We start from the raw sequence: 21,885 nt of genomic DNA, 5'->3' as shown, positions 1-21,885 counted from the left end.
GCCGAGACGTCCTACCGGCGCGCCCACGCGAGCATCCGGTCGTAGAACGGGTCGGATTCGAGCGCGTCGGCGTCGCCGACGAGACACAGCGCCTTCTTCGCCCGCGTGAGGGCGACGTTGATGCGGCGGTGGTCCTCGAACAGCGGGCCGTCCAACTCGCCGGTGGCGACGAAGGAGACGACGATGACCTCCTTCGAGGAGCCCTGGAATCGGTCGACCGTGTCGACGGTCGCGTCGGTTCGGCGGGAGATCTCGGCGACTTGCGCCCGGAACGGCGCGATGACGCCGATGTCGTCGGTGTCGACGCCGGCGGCCTCGTAGGCGGCGACGACCTCGGCCACGCGGTCTGCCTCGACGGGATTCGTGTTGCCGACGCGCCGGCCGTCGGGGTCGACGAAGGAGACTTGGTCCGCGAGTTCGGCGGGGAGGTCCGCGGTGTCGACGCCGAGGTCGCGGAGGTGCTGAGCCGCGACGGCCCCCGTGGCCGGGCGGAGCGCGCCGTCGTAGAACTCCTTGGAGGCGAACGCCTGAATCCGCTGGGACATTCGGTACTGGCGGTCGAGCATGACCGAGGCGTCGGGGTAGGTTTCGATGAGCCGCTGGAACAGCGATTGCTGGAGGTCGTTTTCGGCGCGGACGACCGGCGGAAGCTGTTTGTGGTCGCCGACGAGGACGAACCGGTCGGCGAGGTTGACGGCGGCGAGCGTCCCCGGTTCGGTTATCTGCGACGCCTCGTCGACGAGCGCCGCGTCGAACGACTGCTCGCGCATCACGCGCGACCCGCAGGAGGCGGTGGTCGCGGCGACGACCGGCGCGTCGCGGAGGGCGGCGGCGAGCGCGTTCGGGTCGCCGCTCCGCGAGAGGCGCACGTCCTGCATGTCCTCGCGGACGCCCGATTCGGTGCCGACGCGAACGACGTTGTCGGCGAATCGCCGACCGCCAGCGGAGCTTTGCTCCGCGCTGTCCTCGAAGCCTTGGTCGCGCAGGGCTTCGAGCGCGTTGTCGACCGCGCGGTTCGTAAACGCCGAAAGGAGGACGCGGTTGCCGTCCTCGACGAGCGCGCGGATGGTGCGGGCGATGGTGTAAGTCTTGCCCGTCCCCGGCGGCCCGTGGATGAGCGCGAGGTCGTCGGCGTCGACCGCGAGGCGCACCGCGTCGTCCTGCGCGTCGTTGTTGTCGATGAACGTGCGACCCGCAGAGCGGTCCGCAAACTCGGGGTCGCGGCGGCCGAACAGCACGTCTTTCCGGTCGGGCGAGCCCTTGAGCACCGCGTCGTGGAGGGAGGTGAGCAGGCGGTCGACGGTGAGTTCGGAGGGGTACACGTCGAGGCGGCGGAGCGGCACGGGTTCGTCGGTCGTGACGACGATTTCGTCGCCGAGTTCGGCGATGCGCGCGAGTTCGGCGTGGCCCTCGACGGGGTGGCCGTCGCTGGCGAGCGCCACGTCGCCCGCGCGGAGCTTCGACACCGCGTCGTCGGTCTGCTTCGCCCGGAGTTCCCACGTGCCGTCGGGGCGCTCCGTCTGGCCGAGGGGTTCGAGGCCGATGAGCGCCCGGTCGTCGGCGGCGCGCTCCTCGGCGCTCTGGTCCCAGAGCTTTCGGTACTCCTTGTGGACCGACCGGCGTTCTTCCTCGACGGCGCGGTAGAAGCGGTCGAAGTAGTCGCGTTCGTCCTCGGGGACCGGCTTCCCGATTGCGCCGGCCTTCGACTCCTGGTCGAGTCTGCCGGAGACGACCATGCAGGTGTCCTTCTCGAAGCAGTACTCGCACTTCGAGTTCACCTCGTAGCCGGTCGGCACCGACGCGTCGTGTTCCATCGCCGCGATTTCGTTGCGAGTGCGGACGACGAATTCGAGGAGGCCGCGGCCGATGGAGAAGTCCTTCGCCGGCGAGAGGTCGCCGGACTCCTCGGTGCGGTCGAGCGTCGTGTTCTTCGTGTAGAGGAGCGTCCCCGTGTCGACCGGCACGCCCCGCTCTTCGAGGATGAGCGCGTAGGAGGCGGCCTGAATCTTGTCCTGGAACCGCGGGTCGCGGTTGAGGTTCTTGCCGGTCTTGAGTTCGACGGGCGACCCCCGGCGGAGGGCGTCGGCGCGGCCCTTGATGCCGAACGTCGGCGAGATGAGGGTGTACTCCGAGCGCCACTCGTCCTCGTCGGTGAGGACGCCCTGCGAGAGCCAGCCCTCGATGGCGGCGGCGTTGCGGCGCACCTCGTCTGCGACTTCGTCGACCTCGCGGCCGAGCAGGCCGAGTTCGAGGCCGCGCTCGTCGATGCGCTCGTCGATGGACGACTCGAGGTCGCGGCCGCGGAGGAGGTCGCCGAACACGTCGTGGACGATAGTCCCTTTCACCACCGGGTAGTTCAGCGGGATGCCCGAGAGCTTGTTCAGGTAGTACATCCGCGAGCACTGCACCCACGAGCGGATGTCGGTCACGTCCACGAGGAAGTCGGGTTCGACGACGACGAACGACTCCGAGCCGGTCGAGTACGTCGTTTCGCCGCGATACTCGGACTCCTCGGCGTCGGTGACGAGCAGGTCCATCCCCGGTTCGGCGTGCTCGGCGGCGTGGGTCCACTTCCCCCAGAGGGTGACAGTCACGGGGTCTGCGGTCCCGCGTTCGGGGCGGAGCGTCACCTCCGCCAGCGAGCGCTCGCCGTACTTCGTTTCGACGTCGCGCGGCTCGCCGACCTCGACGAGCGGACCGCGAAGGTTCACGTCGAAAGCGTGGGTGAGGCGCGGGCAAATAGCCGTCGGTGGGGCACGGGCGGTTCGACGGGTCGCGTGCGCGACTCCCCGCGACCGCCACGCTCTTTCTCTCCCGCGCGGTACGCACACCCATGCGCGTCAGAGATTGGCAGGACATCCTCTCGGAGGTCGTCGACGACGGCCGCGACCGCGACCCCGACGCGTGGCGGGCCGTCGCGGGCACCCGGCGGCGGAGCCTCGGCGAGGACCTCTTTCTCGCCCACCCCGACGCCGGCGTCTACCAACTGAAGACGTACGCCAAGAACCCCTACGAGGTCCGCGGCGTCGGCGCTCGCGTCGCCCGCCGCGTCGACGACGGCCTCGACCCCCTGTTCCCGCGTCGGCGCGACGACGGCGAGAATGACGCCGGCCGGTTCGCCGTCCAAAGACCGCCCGAAGACGAGTCGCAGGCCGAGTCGATGGCGCGGCGACTCGAAGAGACCGTGAAGGTCCACGCCGACGCGCCGACCACCGCCGACGACTTCTTCACCGACGTGATGGAGGCGCTCGACAGCCCGGCGTTCGGCCCGATGGACTACGAGTTCGACGCCCGACCCGACCGCCTCGACGACCTCGCAGACGAGTTCACGGACGCCGACGAGTTGCTCTCGTCGGACCTCGACGACCTCATCGAGTCCGACGGCGTCGACCGCGGCTTCCAGTAGGATTCACCGGTTTCAAACCCTCGCACATCCATTACTCATCTATGAACGATAGGCTCGGCGGGCGGTCGCGGCACTCCCCGCACGGCGCGAGTTCGGAGGGACGATGGTCGGTTCGAGCATGAGCGACGAGGAGACGCGACTCGCCAACAACCGGCTCAAAATCGGCTTTATCCTGCTGGTCGGCGTGTCGGCCGCGCTCGTCGCCGTGCAGGCGGGCGCGACGCTCCTTCAGAGCGCAATCGCGCTCGTCGCCGGACTCGTCATCGGCGGCCTCCTCACGTGGTACCTGAAACGGTGGAGCCGCGAGTTCACCGCCGTGAACCGCCGGTAGAGGCGGTCACTCAGGGCGACACCCGCGTGAGCCATCGCTCGGGCGCGTCCAGTTCCGCGTCGGTCGGTAGGTTCTCCGGGTGGTCCCACACCCGCGACGCGGCGGCGACGCCGCGCTCGTCGGCGACGTGCTCGAAGAAGCGAGCGCCGCGTTCGTACTGCCGGCGCTTGAGGCCGAGGCCGAGGAGCCGCCGCGCGAGTTTCGCGATCGGGCCGCCGCCCTGCCGACGCTCGTCGAGTTTCCGGCGGAGGTCCTCGTAGTCGTCGTCGAACGCTCGGTCCATCAGCAGTTCCGCGTAGCCCTCGACGGCCGTCATCGCCGTGTCGAGCTCGCGGAAGGCGTCGCGGTCGATGTCGCCGTCGACGAGGGCGTCGACCCCGCGTTGCATCCGCGATTCGAGGTGCGTCGAGAGCCACGGGGCCGCGCCGAACTCCGCGGCGTGCGCCACCTCGTGGAAGGCTATCCAGCGGCGGAACCGCGGGTAGTCCACGTCGAGGCTGTCGGCGACCCGGCGGATGTTCGGGTGGACGAAGTACAGGCCGTGGTCGTCGTCGCCCTCGGCGAGGAGAAGCGGGTCGTACTGCCCGAGGACGTTGTTGCCGAGAAACGAGAGGACGAAGGCGAACGACCCGGTGTTGACCGCGCGCGTGACGCCGGGGAGGACCGCGGGACCGTGTTCTTCGAACGGGGCCATCACCCGGCGGAACGTCGCCACGTTCGCGTCTATCCAGTGGTGTCGGTTCTGGACTTCGACGACCTCGGGCACGTCGAACTCGACCTCGGCGACGGCCGACAGACGGTCGCGCGCGTCGCGAACGTCGGCCGCGTAGCCCGCGCGCTCGGCGTCCGTGAGGTCGAGCGAGCCGGGGTCGGTCGCTGACTTCGCGGCCTCGGTGACGGCGTCCCAGTCGATGGTACCGGAGCCGGTCGCCGAAGCGTCCGCGACCGCTCTGACGCTCCGAAAGAGGTTCATACCGTACCGTGGCGGGCCGGACGCAAAACGCTTCGGTCGGGGTGTTCGAACCCGCCGATTCGCAGACACGACGACCCTAGACACTATACCGAGTCCGACGTGGGAGGCGTATGGACCGAACCATCGACCACGTCGCGTTCGGTGGTACCGAGCTGTACGAACTCCGCGCGGCCGCGAACGAGGTCGGTCTCACGCCGACTTACGGCGGCGAACACGGGACCGGAACGACCCACATGGCCGTCGTTCCGTTCCCCGACGGGTCGTACCTCGAACTCATCGCGCCGACGCTCGGGACCGACGCCGAGGACGCCGGCTTCTGGCCCGACTACCTCGCGGCCGACGCCGGCCCCGCGGCGTGGTGTCTGGAGACCGACGACGCCGCCGCCAGCGCGAAGACTGCCATCGACGCCGGGCTCCCCGTCGACGGTCCCCACGAGGCCTCCCGCGCTCGACCGGACGGTCGCCTCGTCGAGTGGGATATGTGCTTTGAGGGCACAGACCAGCGACTTCCCTTTTTCATCCGCGACCGAACCCCGCGGAGCTACCGCGTTCCGAGCGCCGTGCGAAACGCCGCCGTCCGCGGACTCCGAACCGTCGTCGTCGCCACCGCCGACCGCGAGGCGACCGCGGCGCTGTTCGCCCGGCGGCACCGCTACCCATCGCCGGTCGATATCAACGGCCCGTTCTCCGGGTTCGCCGTCCTCCCCGGCACGCCGCTCGCCCTGTGCGAACCCGGCGACGGCGCGCTTAAGGAGCGCATCGAGGAGGTCGGCGAGGGTCCGTGCGCGTTCCTCGTCGGCGTCACCGACCTCGACCGGGCGCGGAACTCGCTGTCGCTCGGCCCCGAAATTCGCTACAGCGACCGCCGCATGGCGTGGTTCGACCACGACCTGTTCGACGGTCGGTTGGGCGTGGTCGAACTCCCCTGAGCCGCCGATTGGAGCCGGATAACGGGCTCAAGCGGCGCAGTTGTTCGGCCCGAGTTCGAGTTCGGTCGCCTCCTCCTCGTCGCCGACGGAGGCCCGCCCGGTGTTGATGTCGATGACGCGCTCGTAGTTCACCGGCTTCTCGGGCGTGTCGTCGGCGACGCGAGAGACGAACGCCGACTCGTCCATCGACAGGAGGTCGAGGTCCGAACGCAGGTCGCCGAGCGTCGCGCTCACGAGTTCGCCCGGCGCGGCGACGCCGTAGCGTCCGTCCGCCCCGACGGAGACGTGGCCGGGGAGGACGCGCGTCTCGTCGGGAAGCGACAACAGCGTGTCGTGGAGCGTCCCGTAGAGGAGTTTCGCGCCCGTCGCCGCGTCGGCGTCACCGAACTGGAGCTCCGTGCGGCCGACCGACTCGACGAACAGCGTGTCGCCGGTGAGGAGGAATCGTCCGTCGACGAGGTAGTTCGTCATGTCCGAGGTGTGTCCCGGCGCGTGAATCGCCTCGATATCGTGGTCGCCGACGGTCAACGCCTCGCCGTCGTCGAGCGGGGTGAACTCGTACGCGACGTCGCGGTCGGCCGCCTCCGACCCGAGGTAGTACGGCACGCCGAGTCGGTCGGCGAGCGCGCGCCCCCCGGAGACGTGGTCGGCGTGGACGTGCGTGTCGAGTACACCAGTGACCGTCATCCTCGCGCCGGCGGCGACGAGTTCGAACTCGTGGGTCTGCCGGGTCGCGTCCACGACGACCGCCTCGCCGGCCGACCGCGAGCCGACGACGTAGCCGAGACAGCCCTTCGCGCGGCGCTGGACCTGCGCGACGAACAGGTCGTCGTCGCCGGTGTCGAGTTCGACCACCTCGTACAGCTTGCTCCAGTCTTCCATGCCGCCCTTGACGACCTCCACGTCGTCGTAGCCCCGCGTCGCGAGTTCGAAGCCGAACGACGTGGAAGACAGCCCTTTCCCGCAGATGGCGACGACCGGCCCCTCAGCGGCGAGGTCGCCGACGCGGTCCCAGTCCCAGTCGCCGCCGAGTCCGTCGACGGGGTGGAAAGGGACGTTGACCGCACCCTCGATGTGCCACGACTCGAAGCTCTCCGGCGGCCGCGTGTCGACCACGGTGAACGAGTCGCCGGCGTCTACTCTGTCTGCGAGTTCGCCCACGGTGAGCTGGTGGAGGAGTTTGCTCATGTGGTTAGCTATGGGAACGACGCACAAAACCATTTGCGGCGGACGCGGCCGACACGGCTCTCGCGCGGCGGGGAATCAAGGCACGGTCGGCGTTTCGTAACTGCGGCTGAACCGAGCGAAAGCGCCGCCGCTCGCCGGGCGGGCGTCAGAAAAGTCGAATCGAAACGTCGTCCCGAACTACAGTTCGTCCTCGAAGTCTTCGAGGGCGTAGACGGTGTCGGAGCCGCGGCGGTCGAGCGTCTCGTTGGCGAGGAGCCAGTAGACGACCGACAGCGCGCGTCGACCCTTGTTGTTCGTCGGGACGACGAGGTCGACGTTCGACGTCTGGTTGTTGGAGTCGCACATCGCGATGACCGGGATGCCGACCGTGATGGCCTCCTTGACGGCCTGCGCGTCACCGATCGGGTCAGTGACGACGACCACGTCGGGTTCGATGTAGCCGGCGTAGTCCGGGTTCGTCAGGGTTCCCGGGATGAAGCGGCCCGTGCGGGCGCGAGCGCCGACGGCGTCGGCGAACTTCTCGGCCGGGAAGCGACCGTACTGGCGGGAGGACGTGACCAGAATCTGCTCCGGACTGTAGTTCGCGAGGAAGTCCGCGGCGGTGCGGATTCGCGAGTCCGTCTGGCTGACGTCGAGCACGTAGAGCCCGTCGTCGCGGACACGGTGGATGAACCGGACCATGTCCTTGGTCTTCTGCTGGGTACCGATGTGGACACCGGCGGCCAGGTAGTCCTCGACCGGGATGAGCAGGTCGGCGTCTTCGTCGGGCATGACGTCCTCGTCGAAGGCCGGTTCCGGCTCTGCTTCTTCTTCGGCCTCGGCGGCGTCGTCGGCCGCCTCGGCGGTCTCTGCTGTCTCGTCTTCGGTGGCGGCCTCGGCGGGTTCCGTCTCGGCGACCGCTTCGGTCTCCGTCTCGGGTTCCTCGTCGGCGACCTCCACCGCGTCGTTTTCGTTGTCGCTCATACTGCGTCGTCCGCGATGCGGATGAGTTCGTTCAGTTTGGCGGTTCGCTCGCCCTGCACCGTGCCAGTCTTGATGAACGGCGCGTCGGTTGCGACGGCGAGGTGTGCGATGGTCGCGTCTTCCGTCTCACCGGAGCGGTGAGAGATGACGGCGTCCATCCCGTTTCGGGAGGCCAGTTCGACGGCGTCGAACGCGTCGGTCAGCGTCCCGATCTGGTTCGGCTTGATGAGAATGGAGTTCGCGGCGCCCACGTCGATGCCGTCCTGCAGACGGTCGACGTTGGTGACGAACAGGTCGTCACCGCAGATGAGCGTGCGGTCGCCCACGCGCTCTGTGAGTTCCGCGAAGCCCTCGTAGTCGTTCTCGTCGAGGGGGTCTTCGACGTAGACGAGGTCGTACTCGTCGACCATCTCGGCGACGTAGTCGATCTGCTCGTCGGTCGTCTTCGTCTCGTCACCGTAGTGGTAGACGCCGTCTTCGAACATCTCCGAGGCCGCGATGTCGAGACCGAAGCCGATCTCGAAGCCGAGTTCGTCCTCGACGTCGGAGACCGCTTCGCCCATGATTTCGAACGCCTCGGCGTCCGATACCGGCGGCGCCCACGCGCCCTCGTCGCCCTTCGCGGCGGGCACGCCGCGCTCGTCGAGAATCTCGGACGCGCGGGCGTGGACCTTCGCGTTGGCGAAGACGGCTTCGGAGACGCTCGGCGCGCCGACCGGCGCGGCGAGGAACTCCTGGATGTTCGTCGCTTCCTTGGCGTGTTCACCGCCACCGATGACGTTCCCGAGCGGCGTCGGGAAGTTGTCGCCGCGGAACGCGCCGCCGAGATGCTGGTACAGGGGCGCACCGAGCACGTCGGAACCGGCCTTGGCGGCCGCCATCGAGATGGCGACCGCGCTGTTCGCGCCGATTTCCGAGAAGTTCTCGGAGCCGTCGGCGGCGCAGAGCGTCGCGTCGACCTCGCGCTGGTTGCCCGCGTGGACCTCGTCCACGAGTCGGGGAACCGCGTGTCGCCGCGCGGCGGCGATGGCTTCGGTCGGCGGCAGTTCGATTGCCTCGTACTCGCCGGTGGACGCACCGCTGGGGGCCGCAGCGCGACCGAACCCACCGGATTCGGTGAGCACGTCGGCTTCGACCGTCGGGTTCCCACGGGAGTCGAGCACGCGGCGCAGAGCTACGGATGTGATTCGTGTCATGTTGTCACTTACCCTCTCGTTTGACGGTGAACGGAAGTACACCTGCGTCGTACTCCTCAGCGGCGATTAATATCGGTTCTGTCTGTTCCGAATCGACGAGAACCGGTGCGCCGTAGGATACCTGCAGCGCTCGCGCGCCGAGGATGCGTGCCTTCTCGTATCGGTTGTACCGTTGCATCATTGGTAGGGAGACACGACGTCCACGAGGTCCTTGTGCGACACCATCATCCGCCGGCAGCAAGCACGGGTGACCCCGAGGTCGTCGAGGACGTCAGCGGGGTCCTCGTCTCCCTCGCGAGCACGGGCCTTGAATTCGTCCCAGTGTTCGCCGATCACTGTGCCGCAGGTGAAACACCGGACGGGAATCATCATGGTTAGATCACCTCAGCGGTAGGACTTCTGGTAACGAGCGCGCGCGCCCGGTCCGCCCCACTTCTTGGGTTCGGACTGGCGAACGTCGTTGACCAGAAGCGAGCGGTCGAACTCCATGTACGCGTCGCGAAGCTCCGCGTCGTTCAGGTGCTGCACCAGCCCACGAGCGAGCGCGGTGCGGACTGCGTCGGCCTGACCGGCCACGCCGCCGCCGTTGACGCGCACGTCGATGTCGACCTGCGAGCGGAGGTCCTCGCCTGCGATGCGGAACGGCTCCAGCATCTTGAGGCGGGCCATCTCCGGCTCGACCAGCTCGACCGGCTGGGAGTTGATTCGGACTCGACCCTCGCCCTCGCGCACGGTGGCGCGGGCGATTGCGGTCTTCTTCTTACCGGACGTGTTCGTTACCATGTGACGTTAGCACCCAGCTTCTCGGAGACCTCTCCGAGCGAGATGAACTTGATGTTCGAAAGGCGGTCCAGCGAGGTGTCTTCGAGCATCTCGCCGTCTTCGTCGTACGGATTGCCGACGTAGACGCGGACGTTCGAGAGCGCCTCGCGGCCGCGGGGCTTCTTGTACGGAAGCATGCCGCGGATGGCACGCTTGAAGATGCGGTCGGGACGCTTCGGGTAGTACGGACCCTGGTCCGAACCGACTTCGACGCGCTTTCTGTACTTGGCCATCACGTCCTCTTCCGAGCCCGTGATGACGGCGTCTTCCGCGTTGACGACGGCGACCGTCTCGCCCGCGAGGGCGCGCTGTGCGACCTCCGAGGCGACGCGGCCGACGATGCAGTTTCGAGCGTCGACGACGACGTCTGCGTCGAATTCTGCGAGGCTCATCGGATCACCCGTACGTTGGACCCGTCGGGGTTCTGTTCAGCGAGTTGTTCTAGCGTCACGGTGTCGCCGACCTGCTCGATCTTCTTTCGAGCGGTGGACGAGAAGTCCACGGCCGCGACTGTGACGTTCTTCTGCAGCACACCGCTACCCAGCACCTTGCCGGGCACGACGACGGTCTCGTCTTCCTGAGCGTATCGTTCGATACGACCAAGGTTGACTTCCGCGTGGGTGCGCCGTGGCTTTTCGAGACGGTCCGCGACATCCTGCCAGACGTTGGCACCGGACTCACGCGAGACCGCCTTCAGCTCGGCGATGAGACTGTTGAGTCTCGGGTTCGTCTTACTCATTGTCTACCTCCAGAGAGAAAGCGGAGTGCAGGGAGCAGGATTTGAACCTGCGGACTCCTATGAGACAGCGCCCTGAACGCTGCGCCGTTGGCCAGACTTGGCTATCCCTGCAAGCATTCCGCTGTACTTCATGCCCCGTAAAAACACCTTCGGTCCGACCCGCCGCCGTGAGGGAGTCACACGCCACGCTATCGGTGGCTGTGACCCCTCGTGGGGCGGGCGAACGTCGGTGTTGAGACGGGGCAGTGTTCATTCTTACAGTGCGACCTTCTCTTCGAGTTCGGCCGCGCGGTCACCTAAGGAGGCGACGGCGCGCGTCACGAGCTCGTCGACGTCGAACGAACCGTCCGTCTCCACACTGAAGACGAACGCTCCGGGCACGTCGTGTACTTCGACCTCTTTACCGGGGTACCGCTCCGTCAGGTCGTTGCCGAACGTCTCCGTCGCGACGAGGTCGCCGTCTTCGGCGTCCCCCTCGGCGTGCTCCGCCGCGGCCTCTTCGATGACGCCGCGGAGGATGTTCGGCTCCTGTTCATCGAACTCGCCGGCGTCGCCGACGACCTCCACGCGCTGGAGGTGTCGGTAGCCGACGGCGACCCCGCCTTGGTTCTTGGCGTGGTCTTTACCGTAGCCGAGGACGGCGTCTGCCTCGAACTCGAGGCGCTGGCCCTCCTTCAGCTCGATGATGGGGATGTTCTCGTCCGCCGGGACGACCATGTCGTCCGCGGATTCGATGTCCCCGGAGTACGCGGTTGCCGGCCCGTCGACTTCGAGCGCGACGGTGACGGTGTCACCGGGCTCGAAGTCGTCGAGAGGCGTGGTCAACGGAACCAGACCGAGACGAAGCCCGATCATCTCGTCGAACATGACCGAGGTGTTCTCCACGAACCGAACGGTGTCGATGGAGAACGTCGGCACGTCGGCGACCATCGCCCGGCGAATGCCGTTGGCTAGCGCCGGGGTCAGACCGCGCGCGACGAAACGGGCGCGTCGGTCTTCGCGTTCGATGAACTCGACCTGGAAGTCGTTTACCATGGTGTGTTAGAGTCGGCTGTTTTTCGGCGCGCGAGTTCCGTCGTGCGGAATCGGCGTCACGTCCTCGATGCGACCGATTTCGAGACCGGCGCGAGCGAGGGCGCGAATCGTTGCCTGTGCGCCGGGTCCGGGGCTCTTGTTACCGTTGCCACCGGGACCGCGAACGCGGACGTGCAGACCGGCGATACCGGCCGCCTTAATCTGGTCGGCGACGCTCTCTGCCATCTGCATGGCCGCGTACGGAGATGCCTCGTCACGGTTCTGCTTGACGACGGAACCGCCGGACGACTTGACGATCGTCTCGGCGCCCGTGATGTCAGTCACCGTGATGAGCGTGTTGTTGAACGATGCGTGAACGTGGGCGATTCCCCACTTGTCACCGGTTTCGGATTCGCTCATTCTTGGGCCTCCGCGCGCTCAGGGTGCAGTTCGTCCGCGAGCTTCGACGTCTCGTCGAACGCCACGGTGTCCTCTTCGTCGACCTCGACCTTGCGGGAGGGGACGGTCGTCCGCGCACCGTCGACGGTCACGTGACCGTGGACGATGAACTGACGGGCCTGCTGGGGCGTCTGTGCGAGCCCCTTGCGGTAGGCGACCGTCTGGAACCGACGTTCGAGGATGTCGGTCACGTCGAGACGGAGTGTCTGGGAGATGTCGTCCTCCGCAGAGAGGATGCCGTAGCGGCGCATGCGCGCCATGAACTCGTCACCGAGCGACTCGGCTTCCTCGACGTCACCCTGGGCCTCGCCGAGGAGGCGTCGCGCCTCGCGGCGGAGGTTGCGCAGTTCGGACTGCGCGCGCCAGAGTTCTTCCTTGTTCTTGAGACCGTACCGAGAGAGGAGGTCCGATTCCTGCGCGATACGCTCGCCCTGGAACGGGTGGTTCGGGGTCTCGTAGAACTTGGTGTTGTTACCCGTCGTCATTCTTCAGCCTGCGCCTCCTTGATCTCCTCGACGTTGACACCGATGGTGCCTTCGGTACGTCCAGTGGACTTCGTCCGCTGGCCGCGAACCTTCTGGCCGCGCTGGTGTCGAACGCCCTTGTAGGAGCTGATCATCTTCATGCGGTTGATATCATGCCGCCGCTTTTCTTCGAGGTCCGAACCCGTGATGTGGTCGGTCTCACCGGAGAAGAAGTCCTTCCGTCGGTTTGCCATCCACTCGGGGGCGTGGTCCTCGAAGTTCTCGACGACATCGACAACGGAGTCGATCTCGTCTTCGGGGAGCTTACCGAACAGCGCCGTTCGGTTCACTTCCGCGGCGTCGGCGATGATGCGCGCTGTGCGCTTGCCGATACCCTTCATGTCCGTCAGACTGCGCTCTACCGTCTTCGTCCCGTCAAGGTCGGTCTGACCAATTCGGATGAAGTAACGGAGGTCCTCTTCCTCCTCCGGAGAGCCGTCCTGTGGTTCTTCTGCACTCATGACTTTGGAAGTCGTGTTGTGAGCGTTGCGGCGGGGATTCGAACCCCGGGGGCTTGACGCCACTGAGTTAGCAACCCAGCGCCTTGGGCCAGGCTTGGCTACCGCAACACTTCGGTCGTGTTAGTTTCGCCCTTCCGGACTCGGGGACGACATTCCCCTACATCGATTGCATCCGTTACGAGACGGGGGCATTACTTAAACATCACGAAAGGGACCTCGCGTGACAGCCCGAGACACCGCCGCTCGCGGGCGATGTGGTGTGGTATACCACCTCACCGAAATCATAATAATGGTGGTTACGTATTCACGCCAATGAGTTCGACAGAGTCCGCGACCGCGACGACGAAGCCCGTGCGAATCGACACCGCCGAGGAGCTCGACGCCCTCGTGGCCGAACACGACCGCGTCCTCCTCGACATCTACACCAAAGGCTGTACGCTGTGTCAGAGCATCGAACCCGTCCTCGGCAACGTCGCGAAAGCCACCGACGTGGTCGTCGCGATGCTAAATCCGCAGACGGATATGTCGGTCGCAGAGCGGTACACGATTCGGAGCGTCCCGACGCTCCTCCTGTTCGAGGACGGCGACCTCGTCGACCGTCTCGCCGACGGCTTCCAAGGGGCGCAGGCGGTCGTCGACTTCGTCGAGAAAGAGCGGTAAGGTCGGGTCGCGTCGGTTCGGCGCGGCCGCCGGCGGGGGCACTCTCTTTCGACCCCGCGGTGGCGGTCTCAGCGGTCGGTCGGTTCGTCGAGTCGGGTCGTACACCAGTGACAGAAGTCGATGTCGGCGTCGACCTCGCGGCCGCACTCGGGGCACGTGACGGCGTCCGCGTCGGGGTCGGCGACGGTGGCCGCCGACTCCTCGGCGTCTTCGACGGCGGAGCGCTCTGCCCGCGCCGCGGCCTGCCGCAGGCCGAGGAAGAAGGCGTCGAGGACGCTCGCGAAGCTCACCACGAGAATGGGCACCAGTTCCCCGAGCACCGCGGCGAACTCCGACGGCGGGATGGCCGCACCGCCGGTCAGCGGGTCGAACGCCTCCGGCGGAACGAACAGCGCGGACACCGCGAACGTGAGAAGCACCCAGAGCGCGGCCCGCCGCCAGCGTCGCAGATACAGGTGCCCGAGCCCCGTGAGTACGAGGCCGAGTATCGCGGCGAGCCAAGGGCGGTGTTTCGTGAGTGCGGACATACGTGGATTGGGTTGATTCTCGCTCATGAGAGTTCCGTTCGTGAGACGCGGCGAGCGAACGCGCTCGCGCGTCCGCCGCTGACGCCGAGCGACCGAACGCACATCGACACGTGAACCGACGTGGAACGGACACATAAAGTGAGCCACGCAACCCGGCGCGGCGCTCCCGAAACAGTCTCCGCGAGCGCGAATTATCGTCGCTCGGGCAAGTCGATGGCCTCGTCGTCGCCTGCACTCGGAACGACGAGTGCCGGTACCCCGACGTGGCGGACGACTCGCCCGGCCACGGTTCCCGCGGTGCGGTGCTCCGCGAGCCGAACCCTGTCGTCCCCGCCGACGCCGAGGACGACCGCATCGGCTCCCGTCCGTTCGACGTGCGCCAGCAGTTCGGCCGCGGGGACGCCGGTTCGGACGCTCCCGCCGGACTCGACGGCGTCTCTCGCGGCCGCGGCGGCGACGGCGTTCACGCGGGCTCTCGCCTCGGTTTCGAGCGACCGGCGCGTGTCGGGCGACGCCGTCGAGACGGCGCGCTCGTCGACGACCGCGAGCGGTTCGAGAACCCCGCGAGTCGCCGCGACGATGCGGCGAGCGAGCGTCGCGGCCGACCCCGACGACGGCGCGTCGTCGGCGAAGAGCGCGATTCGCCGGTACGTCGGCTGGGGTGACGCCGACGGAACCACGAGCGTCGGGACCGGCGACGCGTCAAGGACGCGCTCTGCGACCGACCCGACGAGGAACCGACCGGGACCGGACCGGCCGTGGCGACCGAGGACGAGTAGGTCGCCGTCGCCGACGACGCGTTCGACCGCGGTCGCGGCCGGCCCGCCGACGACTTCCGAGGTCAGACGGACGCCCGCGAGGAGCGCCCGACGCGTGACCGCGCCGACGGCTTCCTCCGCTTCGACGGCGGCGCTAGCGGACGGTCCGGCGGTCTCGGGTCCGGACGTCTCGGTCGCGTGAGTCGGTTGCACGCCGGTCGCGGAGACGACGTGGAACGGCGCGTCGAGGACGCGGGCGAGAAACAGCGCGTGGGCCGCGGCGGTCGCCGCGGGGGCGCTTCCGTCCGTCGCGAGAACCACTCGCTCGACGGTGACAGTCATGCGACCCGAGAGGTCGTCGGAGGAGAAAAGCTCGCGCGTCGGGGCGACCGGCGCTCAAGCGCCGATGTACTCCTCGTTTATCGTCCAGCCGTCGTCGCCGTCGCGGACGAGGTACTCGCCGTAGTACGGCACGCGGTTTTCGACGACAGCCTCGAACGTCTCGCGGATGTCCGCGCGCGTCATCTCGCCCATCGGGCGCAGGTCGTCGTTGCGGTTGAGACAGCCCTTCAGGTACCCTTCGTGCGTCACGCGCACGCGGTGGCAGTTGGCGCAGAACTCGGGGTTCTCGACGGGGTCGACGATTTCGACCATGCCCTTGCCGACGTAGTAGCGGCGGCGGTGGTGCATGTCGCGAACCTCGACCTCGTCGGCGAGGTCGGCCAGCCACCGGTGGACGCGCTCGATGTCGATGTTCCACTCCGGGCGGCCCGTCAGTTCGGGCATGTACTGGATGAGTTGGAGCTGAAGCCCCTCGTTTTCGGCGACGTACTCGACCATCTCCTCGACGTGGCCGGCGGTCTTCGTGAACACGACCATGTTGAGCTTCACGGGCGTGAGGCCGGCGTCGACCGCGGCCTTGACGCCCTCCATCACCTTGTCGTACGCGCCGGACTTCGTGATTTGGGCGAACGCCTCGGGGTCGAGGGCGTCCTGCGAGACGTTCACGCGGTCGAGTCCGGCCGCGACGAGGTCCTCGGCGCGGTCACCGAGGAACGTCCCGTTGGTGGTGAGCGAGGTCTCCATCGAATCCGGCGTCCGGCGAATAATCTCTTCGAGGTCCGCGCGGAGCATCGGCTCGCCGCCGGTGAACTTCACCTTCTCGACGCCGTACTCCTCAACGACTTCGAGAAAGCGGACCACGTCGTCGGCGCTCATCTCCGCGTCGGAGGCGTCCATCGGCCCGCGCGTGTCGCCCAACCCTTCGTTGTGGCAGTAGACGCAGTCGAAGTTACACCGGTCGGTCAGAGAGATTCGAACGCCAGTTACCTCGCGGCCGAAGTCGTCCACCAGCACCATATACCGAATCCTGGGAGTGTACGTTGATAAATTCGCTGTCGATAGCCGGGGCGTGGTAACCGTATTTCGTTACGGACGCGGCGTCTCGAAGTCGGTGCGGGTTGGGTCGGCGACGCACCGACGGCGGTCGGAGCCCGACGCGGGCCGCACGCGGGCCGGGTCGTTAACGGCGACCGTCACCGCGCGACGAGACCTTACAAAACCCTTATCGGCCGCACCGCCGGAGTGACGGACATGGACGAAGCCGACGTACGCGACCGCTTGCGTGCGGTCGAGGACCCCGAACTCGGAGACGACATCGTCTCGCTCGGACTGGTGAACGCCGTCGAGGTCGACGGCGACACCGCCCGTATCTCGCTCGCGCTCGGTGCCCCGTACTCCCCGGCGGAGACGGACATCGGCCGTCGAATCCGCGAGGTCCTCGCCGAGGACGGACTGGAGGCCGACCTCACCGCCAAGGTTCCGACCGACCGCGACCCCGACGAGGAGGTGCTCCCGGGCGTGAAGAACATCATCGCCGTCGCCTCCGGCAAGGGCGGCGTCGGCAAGTCGACGGTCGCCGTGAACCTCGCGGCGGGGCTCTCGAAACTCGGCGCGCGCGTCGGCCTGTTCGACGCCGACATCTACGGGCCGAACGTCCCGCGGATGGTCGCCGCCGAGGAGGCCCCGCAGGCGACCCAAGACCAGACCATCGTCCCGCCCGAGAAGTACGGGATGAAGCTCATGTCGATGGCCTTCCTCGTCGGCGACGACGACCCCGTCATCTGGCGCGGCCCGATGGTCCACCAGCTTCTCACCCAGCTCGTCGAGGACGTCGAGTGGGGCAGTCTCGACTACCTCATCCTCGACCTGCCGCCGGGCACGGGCGACACGCAACTTTCCATCCTCCAGACGCTCCCGCTCACGGGCGCGGTCATCGTCACGACCCCGCAGAACGTCGCCCTCGACGACGCCAACAAGGGCCTCCGCATGTTCGGCAAGCACGACACGAACGTCCTCGGCATCGTCGAGAACATGAGCACGTTCCGGTGTCCCGACTGCGGCAACCGCCACGACATCTTCGGCGCGGGCGGCGGCCGCGAGTTCGCCGCGTCGAACGACCTGCCGTTCCTCGGGGCGCTCCCGCTCGACCCGGCCGTCCGCGAGGGCGGCGACGGCGGCAAGCCCATCGTCCTCGAAGACGACGACGAAACCGCCGACGCGTTCCGCGTGATGACCGAGAACATCGCCGACATGGTCGGTGTCGTCCAGCGGCGAACCGTCAGCGAGCGATGAGCGACGGCGGACGACCCGACGCGGACTCGAACTCCGATACCGACGCCGACGAAGTCGACTGGGAGATGGCCCCGGACTCGGACGCCGACTTCCCCGCGGACCCCGAACGCGTCGCGTTCCTCCGTGAAATCGCCGACGACATCTACGGCGAGTCCTCCGAGAGCCGGCAGGTGTCGGCCATCCTCTACCGCGTCAGCGACCTCTACGACCCCGACGGCGACACCTCGCCCGAGGAGATTTACCTGAACGTCCGCCACATCATGGACATCAAGGCGCAGGGCGGCATCGACCGCTGAACCGTCGGAACCCACGCCTCCCCAGTCCCCGGCTGGTGTCCGCCTCCAGCGGCTTCACTTCCGCTTTCTCTGAGTCCGCGGTTCGACCGCCAGCGCCGCCTCCGTCGACTCGCCCGCCTATCCGCCTCGTGTTCACTTTCACCACGGACTGGACGCCGGGGGACGCTGAACCTGCGCGGACCGGGCGGGTTTTGGTTCCGGAGCCGAATTCGAGGGTGTGGACGCACACCAACGCCAGTTCCGGAACCCCTTCTCGATGGACACCGACTGCACGAACTGCTCGGCGCTCTGCGAGACGCGCGAGCGGGTCGTCCACGGCTACGGCGACGTGGGCGCGGAGTTCCTGTTCGTCGGCGAGGCCCCGACCGCGGCCGCGGAGCGGACGGGCGTCCCCTTCACCGGCGACGAGACCGGAAAGCGCGTCCAGCGCATCCTCGGCGACCTCGGGTTCGTCCGGTCCGACCCGGACGCCGACGAGCCGGACGTGCAGAACGTCTTTTTCACGTATCTCACGCGCTGTCGACATCCCGACCGAGGGCCGACCGATAACGAAGTTGCGACCTGCGAGCCGTATCTGAACGCGGAGATTCGGATGATAAACCCGCACATCATCGTCCCCGTCGGACAGGCCGCACTGGAGGCGCTCGCGTTCGATTACACCACGCGTGCGGCCGACAGCTTCGACGTCGACGCGGAGCACGCGACGACCATCCGCGGCCGCGGCTTCGAACTCGTCCCGATGAAGGAACCGGAGCGCCTGACCGACGACGACGCCGAGGCGTTCGTCGAACACGTCAGCGAGTCCGTCTTCGCCCGGGACTACCGGCAGACGAAGGGCCGGCAGAGTCGCTGAGGCGGCCCGCGGGGTTCGAGGCGTCCGCGACCACGCCTCGCAAGCGGCGGGTTCAAGGGTTCCCCGAAGCGAGGGAGGGTATGACGGTCATCGCCGTACTCGCCGAACCGCCGCGGCCGGGACTGGTGCTTTCGGAACTCGCGGAGACGAGTCCGCTCTCCGAGTCCGAAGCCGCGGAGCTCTACGCCGCGATGCTCAAAGACGTCTGTATCGCCGTCGAGCGGTCGGGCGGCGACCTCCTCGTCAACTACCGCGCCGAGGACGACATCCCCGACGGGTTCGCCGGGGACCACGAGTCGGAAGCCGAGGTTCGGAGCGTCGTCGCCGACGCCCTCGGCGGCACCGACGACGCGCGGTTCGAACCGCAGGTCGGCTCGACGTTCTCCGCCCGCGCGGGCAACACCGTCTCGCACCTCCTCAACGAAGAGGAGGTCCACTCGGTCGCCGTCGTCCGCCCGGTCGCGCCGCTTCTCGGCCGCACCCACATCGACAGCGCGGCGATGAAGCTCCGGAGCACGCCGGTCGTCCTCGGTCCCTCGACGGAGGGTCGGGTCTACTTCTCGGGCTTTCTCGACCCCATCGACTTCACCGACGCCTACGCGGAGCCGGAGGTCGAGACGCTCGCCGAGCGCGCCGACGACGCGGGCCACGGCCTCGACTACGTCCCGATGTTGCCCGTCCTCGAAACGGGCGCGGACCTCGCGACGGTCGTGCCGATGCTCCGCTCGCGGGTCGAATCCGAGCGGCTCGTCCCCGAGCACACGACGACGTTCGTTTTCGAGAAGGGGCTTCGGGTCGAATCGACCGACGGCGTGTTGGAGCTCGTCCACGACTGAGCGAAGCGACAACACTTAGGTATCCGACTCAAAATTCCCGTGTGAAGGTGGGATGGCGGAGTGGCCTAACGCGCCTGCCTTGAAAGCAGGTTTCCTCACGGAATCCTGGGTTCAAATCCCAGTCCCACCGCATTCTCAGAGAACCGAGACGCGCAGGTTTATCTGTGCGTCTCCGGTGAACGCGTGACGCGGAAACGGACTGGGATTTGAAGCAGGGAGCGGAGCGAACGACGTGAGCGGAGCGAGTGGGGTTCAAATCCCAGTCCAACCGCACAACCCATACCGACAACCGATAAAACACGACCGACGGACTGCGACCCGCTCAGAACCGGTACGCCATCATCACCTCGTCGACGTGTTCGTCGCCGATGGTGTAGTGGTCTCTGCGAATCGCCTCGGTCTCCCAGCCGTGGTCGCCGAGGAACTCCAGCGCGCGGTCGTTCGTCATCGGGACGCTGTTGTACACCTTCCGGAAGCCGTTGGCCTCGGCCCAGTCGAGGCCGCGGCGAAGGAGCAGGCTCCCGATGCCCGACCCGCGGTAGTCCTCCTTGACGCCGACGGTCTGCTGGGCGGTCTCGCGGATGCGCGACACCTGCGGGAGGTCGAGGTGCGTCCAGCCGACGACCTCCTCGCCGAGAGTGGCGACGAAGAACACGCGGGACTCGACGCGGTTGTGGCGCGTGACGGCCTCGTCGTAGAGGAGTTGCTCGGCGATGGTCTCGGCGACGACGTACGTCTCCTCGGAGGTCACGTCGCGAATCGCGTCGATGAGGCCCTCGAAGTCGCGCTGGCGGCCCGGCCGGATGGTGACGATGCCGGCGTCGGTCTCGTGTTCCTCGATAGCGCCCACGTCGAGCGCCAACTGGAGCGTCCCGCCGTCCTCTTCGAGGTAGCCGCGGGACTTCAGCCGGTCGAGTTCGCTCTGGAACTCGTCGGAGGACACGGGCGCGACGTCGAGGAGGACGTTTCGCTTGGCGGTGCCGTGCCGCTCGACGTACTCGTAAATCAGCTTGCTGGCCTCGGATTCGAACGTCGGCCGCTCGGTCGCTCGCATGACTCCGAGAACGATGGCGTGCCACGCGTATATTTCTTGTTTATCGGTAGCAAGCCACATGAGATTGTGACGGCGACCTGACGCCGACCTGACGCCGACGCGGCGGCGACGCGCCGCGTGACAAATCCCCACAGATGCGTAACGGCTTTGAATCGGCCTGCCAACACTCGGGTATGGATTGGCCACACGACCCGGACGGCGAAGAGGGGAGCGAAGGCGGACGCAAGTACGGCCAGGCGGTCATCGCGAAGAAAGTCGACGAAGACGAGGACTTCCCGCTGAACAAAGCGGAGTTCGTCGAGGAGTTCGGCGACCACCCCATCCGACTCGACTACGAGCGCGTCGTCTCGCTCGCGGACATCTTCGAGCACGTCGAAGGCGAGGAGTTCGGCGACTTCGTCGAGCTACACAAGGCCATCGGCAAGGCGATGCGCGAAAACGGCTTTTGGTTCTACGAGGGCGCAGACCAGTTCGTCACCGGCAAGAACGCGTAACCTTCGGGACATCTGTTTTCGGCCCGCGACGGCGAGCTAGTTGCCGGACCCGCGAAACGAGGTCCGCTCTTGGACTTTCTGCTCGATAGCGTCGCGCTCCCAGGTGCGCGTCTCGTCGCCCTCCACTTCGGCTTGCACCTTCTCTTCGAGGAGCGTGACGGCGACGCTGTTGGCTCCCTCGGGGATGATGAGGTCCGCGTGCTTCTTCGTCGGCTCGATGAACTGCTCGTGCATCGGCTTGACCGTCGAGAGATACTGGTCGATGACGCCCTGAAGGTCGCGTCCGCGGTCGATGGCGTCGCGCTGGATGCGCCGGAGGATGCGGACGTCGGCGTCGGTCTCCACGTAGAGCCGGAGGTCGAGCATCTCGTTTACGTCCTCGTCGTAGAGCGCGAGAATCCCTTCGAGGATGATGACGTCGGTCGGCTCGACGGTCTCCCGCTCGGGCTTTCGGTTGTGAATCTCGAAGTCGTACCGGGGCATCTCGACCGCTCTCCCCTCCAGCAACTCCGAGAGCTGTTCGTACAGGAGGTCCCACTCGAACGCCGAGGGGTGGTCGTAGTTCACCTGCTCGCGCTCGTCCATCTCCAAGTGGCTCTGGTCCTTGTAGTAGTTGTCAATCGGAATCCGCGTCACGGACTCGCCGACGTTCTCCGTGATGAGTCGGGACACGGTGGTTTTCCCGGCACCGCTCCCCCCCGCGATACCGATGACGAACGACGGGATGGTCATTGTCCCAAAGACGCCCGCGAACGGGTTTGAACGCAG

At 67.2% G+C, this 21,885-nt stretch carries 28 protein-coding genes and 3 tRNA genes; 10 read left to right on the top strand and 21 right to left on the bottom strand.

What is annotated here, in order from left to right:
• Positions 1-11 precede the first annotated feature (11 nt).
• On the bottom strand, positions 12-2,711 hold the full coding sequence (locus IEV64_RS00670; RefSeq protein ID WP_188422894.1) for an AAA domain-containing protein: 2,700 nt from the start codon (positions 2,709-2,711) through the stop codon (positions 12-14).
• 122 nt (positions 2,712-2,833) lie between these two features.
• Here IEV64_RS00670 and IEV64_RS00665 point away from each other — a divergent pair, with 122 nt between their 5' ends.
• Both IEV64_RS00665 and IEV64_RS00660 read left to right on the top strand, forming a co-directional pair.
• Positions 2,834-3,406 carry a hypothetical protein gene (locus IEV64_RS00665; RefSeq protein ID WP_007273238.1) on the top strand — a complete coding sequence of 191 codons (573 nt, stop codon included), beginning with the start codon at positions 2,834-2,836 and terminating at the stop codon, positions 3,404-3,406.
• Between the two features lie 103 nt (positions 3,407-3,509).
• Positions 3,510-3,737, top strand: a complete 228-nt coding sequence (locus tag IEV64_RS00660; RefSeq protein ID WP_007273239.1) for a hypothetical protein — start codon at positions 3,510-3,512, stop codon at positions 3,735-3,737.
• Between the two features lie 10 nt (positions 3,738-3,747).
• Here IEV64_RS00660 and IEV64_RS00655 read toward each other — a convergent pair whose 3' ends face one another.
• Positions 3,748-4,710 carry a zinc-dependent metalloprotease gene (locus tag IEV64_RS00655; protein WP_007273240.1) on the bottom strand — a complete coding sequence of 321 codons (963 nt, stop codon included), beginning with the start codon at positions 4,708-4,710 and terminating at the stop codon, positions 3,748-3,750.
• Positions 4,711-4,820: 110 nt separating this feature from the next.
• Here IEV64_RS00655 and IEV64_RS00650 point away from each other — a divergent pair, with 110 nt between their 5' ends.
• Positions 4,821-5,639, top strand: a complete 819-nt coding sequence (locus tag IEV64_RS00650; protein WP_007273241.1) for a VOC family protein — start codon at positions 4,821-4,823, stop codon at positions 5,637-5,639.
• 27 nt (positions 5,640-5,666) lie between these two features.
• Here the strand turns inward: IEV64_RS00650 and IEV64_RS00645 are convergent, their stop codons facing one another.
• The 14 genes from IEV64_RS00645 to IEV64_RS00580 form a co-directional block, all read right to left on the bottom strand.
• A complete protein-coding gene (locus tag IEV64_RS00645; RefSeq protein WP_188422893.1) occupies positions 5,667-6,827 on the bottom strand; it encodes an MBL fold metallo-hydrolase in 1,161 nt (386 codons plus the stop codon).
• 177 nt (positions 6,828-7,004) lie between these two features.
• Positions 7,005-7,790: a 30S ribosomal protein S2 gene (gene rpsB / locus IEV64_RS00640; RefSeq protein ID WP_004969362.1), complete on the bottom strand. Its 786-nt coding sequence runs from the start codon at positions 7,788-7,790 to the stop codon at positions 7,005-7,007.
• Positions 7,787-8,986, bottom strand: coding sequence for a phosphopyruvate hydratase (gene eno, locus IEV64_RS00635; RefSeq protein ID WP_188422892.1), 1,200 nt, complete (start codon positions 8,984-8,986; stop codon positions 7,787-7,789). Before eno ends, rpsB begins: the two co-directional genes overlap by 4 nt.
• Positions 8,987-8,990: 4 nt before the next feature.
• Complete coding sequence (locus tag IEV64_RS00630) at positions 8,991-9,167, bottom strand: DNA-directed RNA polymerase subunit K (protein WP_004043021.1); 177 nt, start codon at positions 9,165-9,167, stop codon at positions 8,991-8,993.
• The gene (locus tag IEV64_RS00625) at positions 9,164-9,358 is read right to left on the bottom strand and encodes a DNA-directed RNA polymerase subunit N (protein WP_004061330.1); all 195 of its coding nucleotides are present in this window, start codon (positions 9,356-9,358) and stop codon (positions 9,164-9,166) included. The genes IEV64_RS00630 and IEV64_RS00625 overlap by 4 nt, the downstream gene beginning before the upstream one ends.
• Positions 9,359-9,370: 12 nt before the next feature.
• Positions 9,371-9,769 carry a 30S ribosomal protein S9 gene (locus IEV64_RS00620; protein WP_004969360.1) on the bottom strand — a complete coding sequence of 133 codons (399 nt, stop codon included), beginning with the start codon at positions 9,767-9,769 and terminating at the stop codon, positions 9,371-9,373.
• Positions 9,763-10,200, bottom strand: a complete 438-nt coding sequence (locus IEV64_RS00615) for a 50S ribosomal protein L13 (protein ID WP_004061328.1) — start codon at positions 10,198-10,200, stop codon at positions 9,763-9,765. Before IEV64_RS00615 ends, IEV64_RS00620 begins: the two co-directional genes overlap by 7 nt.
• Complete coding sequence (locus tag IEV64_RS00610) at positions 10,197-10,547, bottom strand: 50S ribosomal protein L18e (protein WP_004043025.1); 351 nt, start codon at positions 10,545-10,547, stop codon at positions 10,197-10,199. Before IEV64_RS00610 ends, IEV64_RS00615 begins: the two co-directional genes overlap by 4 nt.
• 26 nt (positions 10,548-10,573) lie before the next feature.
• Positions 10,574-10,658 (bottom strand) — tRNA-Leu (locus tag IEV64_RS00605).
• 144 nt (positions 10,659-10,802) lie between these two features.
• On the bottom strand, positions 10,803-11,582 hold the full coding sequence (locus tag IEV64_RS00600; protein ID WP_004061327.1) for a DNA-directed RNA polymerase subunit D: 780 nt from the start codon (positions 11,580-11,582) through the stop codon (positions 10,803-10,805).
• Between the two features lie 6 nt (positions 11,583-11,588).
• Positions 11,589-11,981, bottom strand: coding sequence for a 30S ribosomal protein S11 (locus IEV64_RS00595; protein ID WP_004043027.1), 393 nt, complete (start codon positions 11,979-11,981; stop codon positions 11,589-11,591).
• On the bottom strand, positions 11,978-12,505 hold the full coding sequence (locus IEV64_RS00590) for a 30S ribosomal protein S4 (RefSeq protein ID WP_007273243.1): 528 nt from the start codon (positions 12,503-12,505) through the stop codon (positions 11,978-11,980). Before IEV64_RS00590 ends, IEV64_RS00595 begins: the two co-directional genes overlap by 4 nt.
• Positions 12,502-13,005: a 30S ribosomal protein S13 gene (locus tag IEV64_RS00585; RefSeq protein WP_004969358.1), complete on the bottom strand. Its 504-nt coding sequence runs from the start codon at positions 13,003-13,005 to the stop codon at positions 12,502-12,504. Before IEV64_RS00585 ends, IEV64_RS00590 begins: the two co-directional genes overlap by 4 nt.
• A gap of 23 nt (positions 13,006-13,028) precedes the next feature.
• Positions 13,029-13,113, bottom strand: a tRNA-Ser gene (locus IEV64_RS00580).
• A 204-nt stretch (positions 13,114-13,317) separates the two neighbouring features.
• On the opposite strand from IEV64_RS00580, the gene IEV64_RS00575 reads away from it, so the two are divergent.
• Positions 13,318-13,665 carry a thioredoxin family protein gene (locus IEV64_RS00575; protein ID WP_007273245.1) on the top strand — a complete coding sequence of 116 codons (348 nt, stop codon included), beginning with the start codon at positions 13,318-13,320 and terminating at the stop codon, positions 13,663-13,665.
• Positions 13,666-13,733: 68 nt separating this feature from the next.
• Here the strand turns inward: IEV64_RS00575 and IEV64_RS00570 are convergent, their stop codons facing one another.
• The 3 genes from IEV64_RS00570 to moaA all read right to left on the bottom strand — a co-directional run bounded on the left by IEV64_RS00570 (position 13,734) and on the right by moaA (position 16,309).
• Entirely contained in the window at positions 13,734-14,192 is a 459-nt protein-coding gene (locus IEV64_RS00570; RefSeq protein WP_007273246.1) for a zinc ribbon domain-containing protein, read from the bottom strand.
• Between the two features lie 191 nt (positions 14,193-14,383).
• Complete coding sequence (locus IEV64_RS00565) at positions 14,384-15,292, bottom strand: universal stress protein (RefSeq protein WP_188422891.1); 909 nt, start codon at positions 15,290-15,292, stop codon at positions 14,384-14,386.
• Between the two features lie 54 nt (positions 15,293-15,346).
• Complete coding sequence (gene moaA, locus IEV64_RS00560) at positions 15,347-16,309, bottom strand: GTP 3',8-cyclase MoaA (protein ID WP_188422890.1); 963 nt, start codon at positions 16,307-16,309, stop codon at positions 15,347-15,349.
• A 234-nt stretch (positions 16,310-16,543) separates the two neighbouring features.
• On the opposite strand from moaA, the gene IEV64_RS00555 reads away from it, so the two are divergent.
• The 5 genes from IEV64_RS00555 to IEV64_RS00535 all read left to right on the top strand — a co-directional run bounded on the left by IEV64_RS00555 (position 16,544) and on the right by IEV64_RS00535 (position 19,699).
• The gene (locus IEV64_RS00555) at positions 16,544-17,584 is read left to right on the top strand and encodes an Mrp/NBP35 family ATP-binding protein (protein WP_188422889.1); all 1,041 of its coding nucleotides are present in this window, start codon (positions 16,544-16,546) and stop codon (positions 17,582-17,584) included.
• Positions 17,581-17,880 (top strand): DUF7976 family protein, encoded by a 300-nt coding sequence (locus IEV64_RS00550; RefSeq protein WP_007273250.1) that lies wholly within the window; start codon positions 17,581-17,583, stop codon positions 17,878-17,880. Before IEV64_RS00555 ends, IEV64_RS00550 begins: the two co-directional genes overlap by 4 nt.
• A 217-nt stretch (positions 17,881-18,097) precedes the next feature.
• Positions 18,098-18,733, top strand: coding sequence for a uracil-DNA glycosylase (locus tag IEV64_RS00545; protein WP_007273251.1), 636 nt, complete (start codon positions 18,098-18,100; stop codon positions 18,731-18,733).
• An 80-nt stretch (positions 18,734-18,813) separates the two neighbouring features.
• The gene (locus IEV64_RS00540) at positions 18,814-19,569 is read left to right on the top strand and encodes a hypothetical protein (RefSeq protein ID WP_188422888.1); all 756 of its coding nucleotides are present in this window, start codon (positions 18,814-18,816) and stop codon (positions 19,567-19,569) included.
• Between the two features lie 46 nt (positions 19,570-19,615).
• Positions 19,616-19,699: transfer RNA gene (locus IEV64_RS00535), tRNA-Ser, on the top strand.
• 192 nt (positions 19,700-19,891) lie between these two features.
• Here the strand turns inward: IEV64_RS00535 and IEV64_RS00530 are convergent.
• A complete protein-coding gene (locus tag IEV64_RS00530; RefSeq protein ID WP_007273253.1) occupies positions 19,892-20,623 on the bottom strand; it encodes a GNAT family N-acetyltransferase in 732 nt (243 codons plus the stop codon).
• Positions 20,624-20,796: 173 nt separating this feature from the next.
• Between IEV64_RS00530 and IEV64_RS00525 the strand changes: the two genes are divergently transcribed.
• A complete protein-coding gene (locus IEV64_RS00525) occupies positions 20,797-21,117 on the top strand; it encodes a DUF5785 family protein (protein ID WP_004969348.1) in 321 nt (106 codons plus the stop codon).
• Between the two features lie 36 nt (positions 21,118-21,153).
• Here the strand turns inward: IEV64_RS00525 and udk are convergent, their stop codons facing one another.
• Entirely contained in the window at positions 21,154-21,849 is a 696-nt protein-coding gene (udk, locus tag IEV64_RS00520; protein ID WP_007273254.1) for a uridine kinase, read from the bottom strand.
• Between the last annotated feature and the right edge of the window lie 36 nt (positions 21,850-21,885).

The sequence above is a fragment of the Haloferax sulfurifontis genome, assembly GCF_014635105.1.
GTDB classification, from domain to species: Archaea; Halobacteriota; Halobacteria; order Halobacteriales; family Haloferacaceae; genus Haloferax; species Haloferax denitrificans.
Note: the sequence above shows the minus strand (reverse complement) of the source record. Positions and strands in the feature narration are given on the sequence as shown.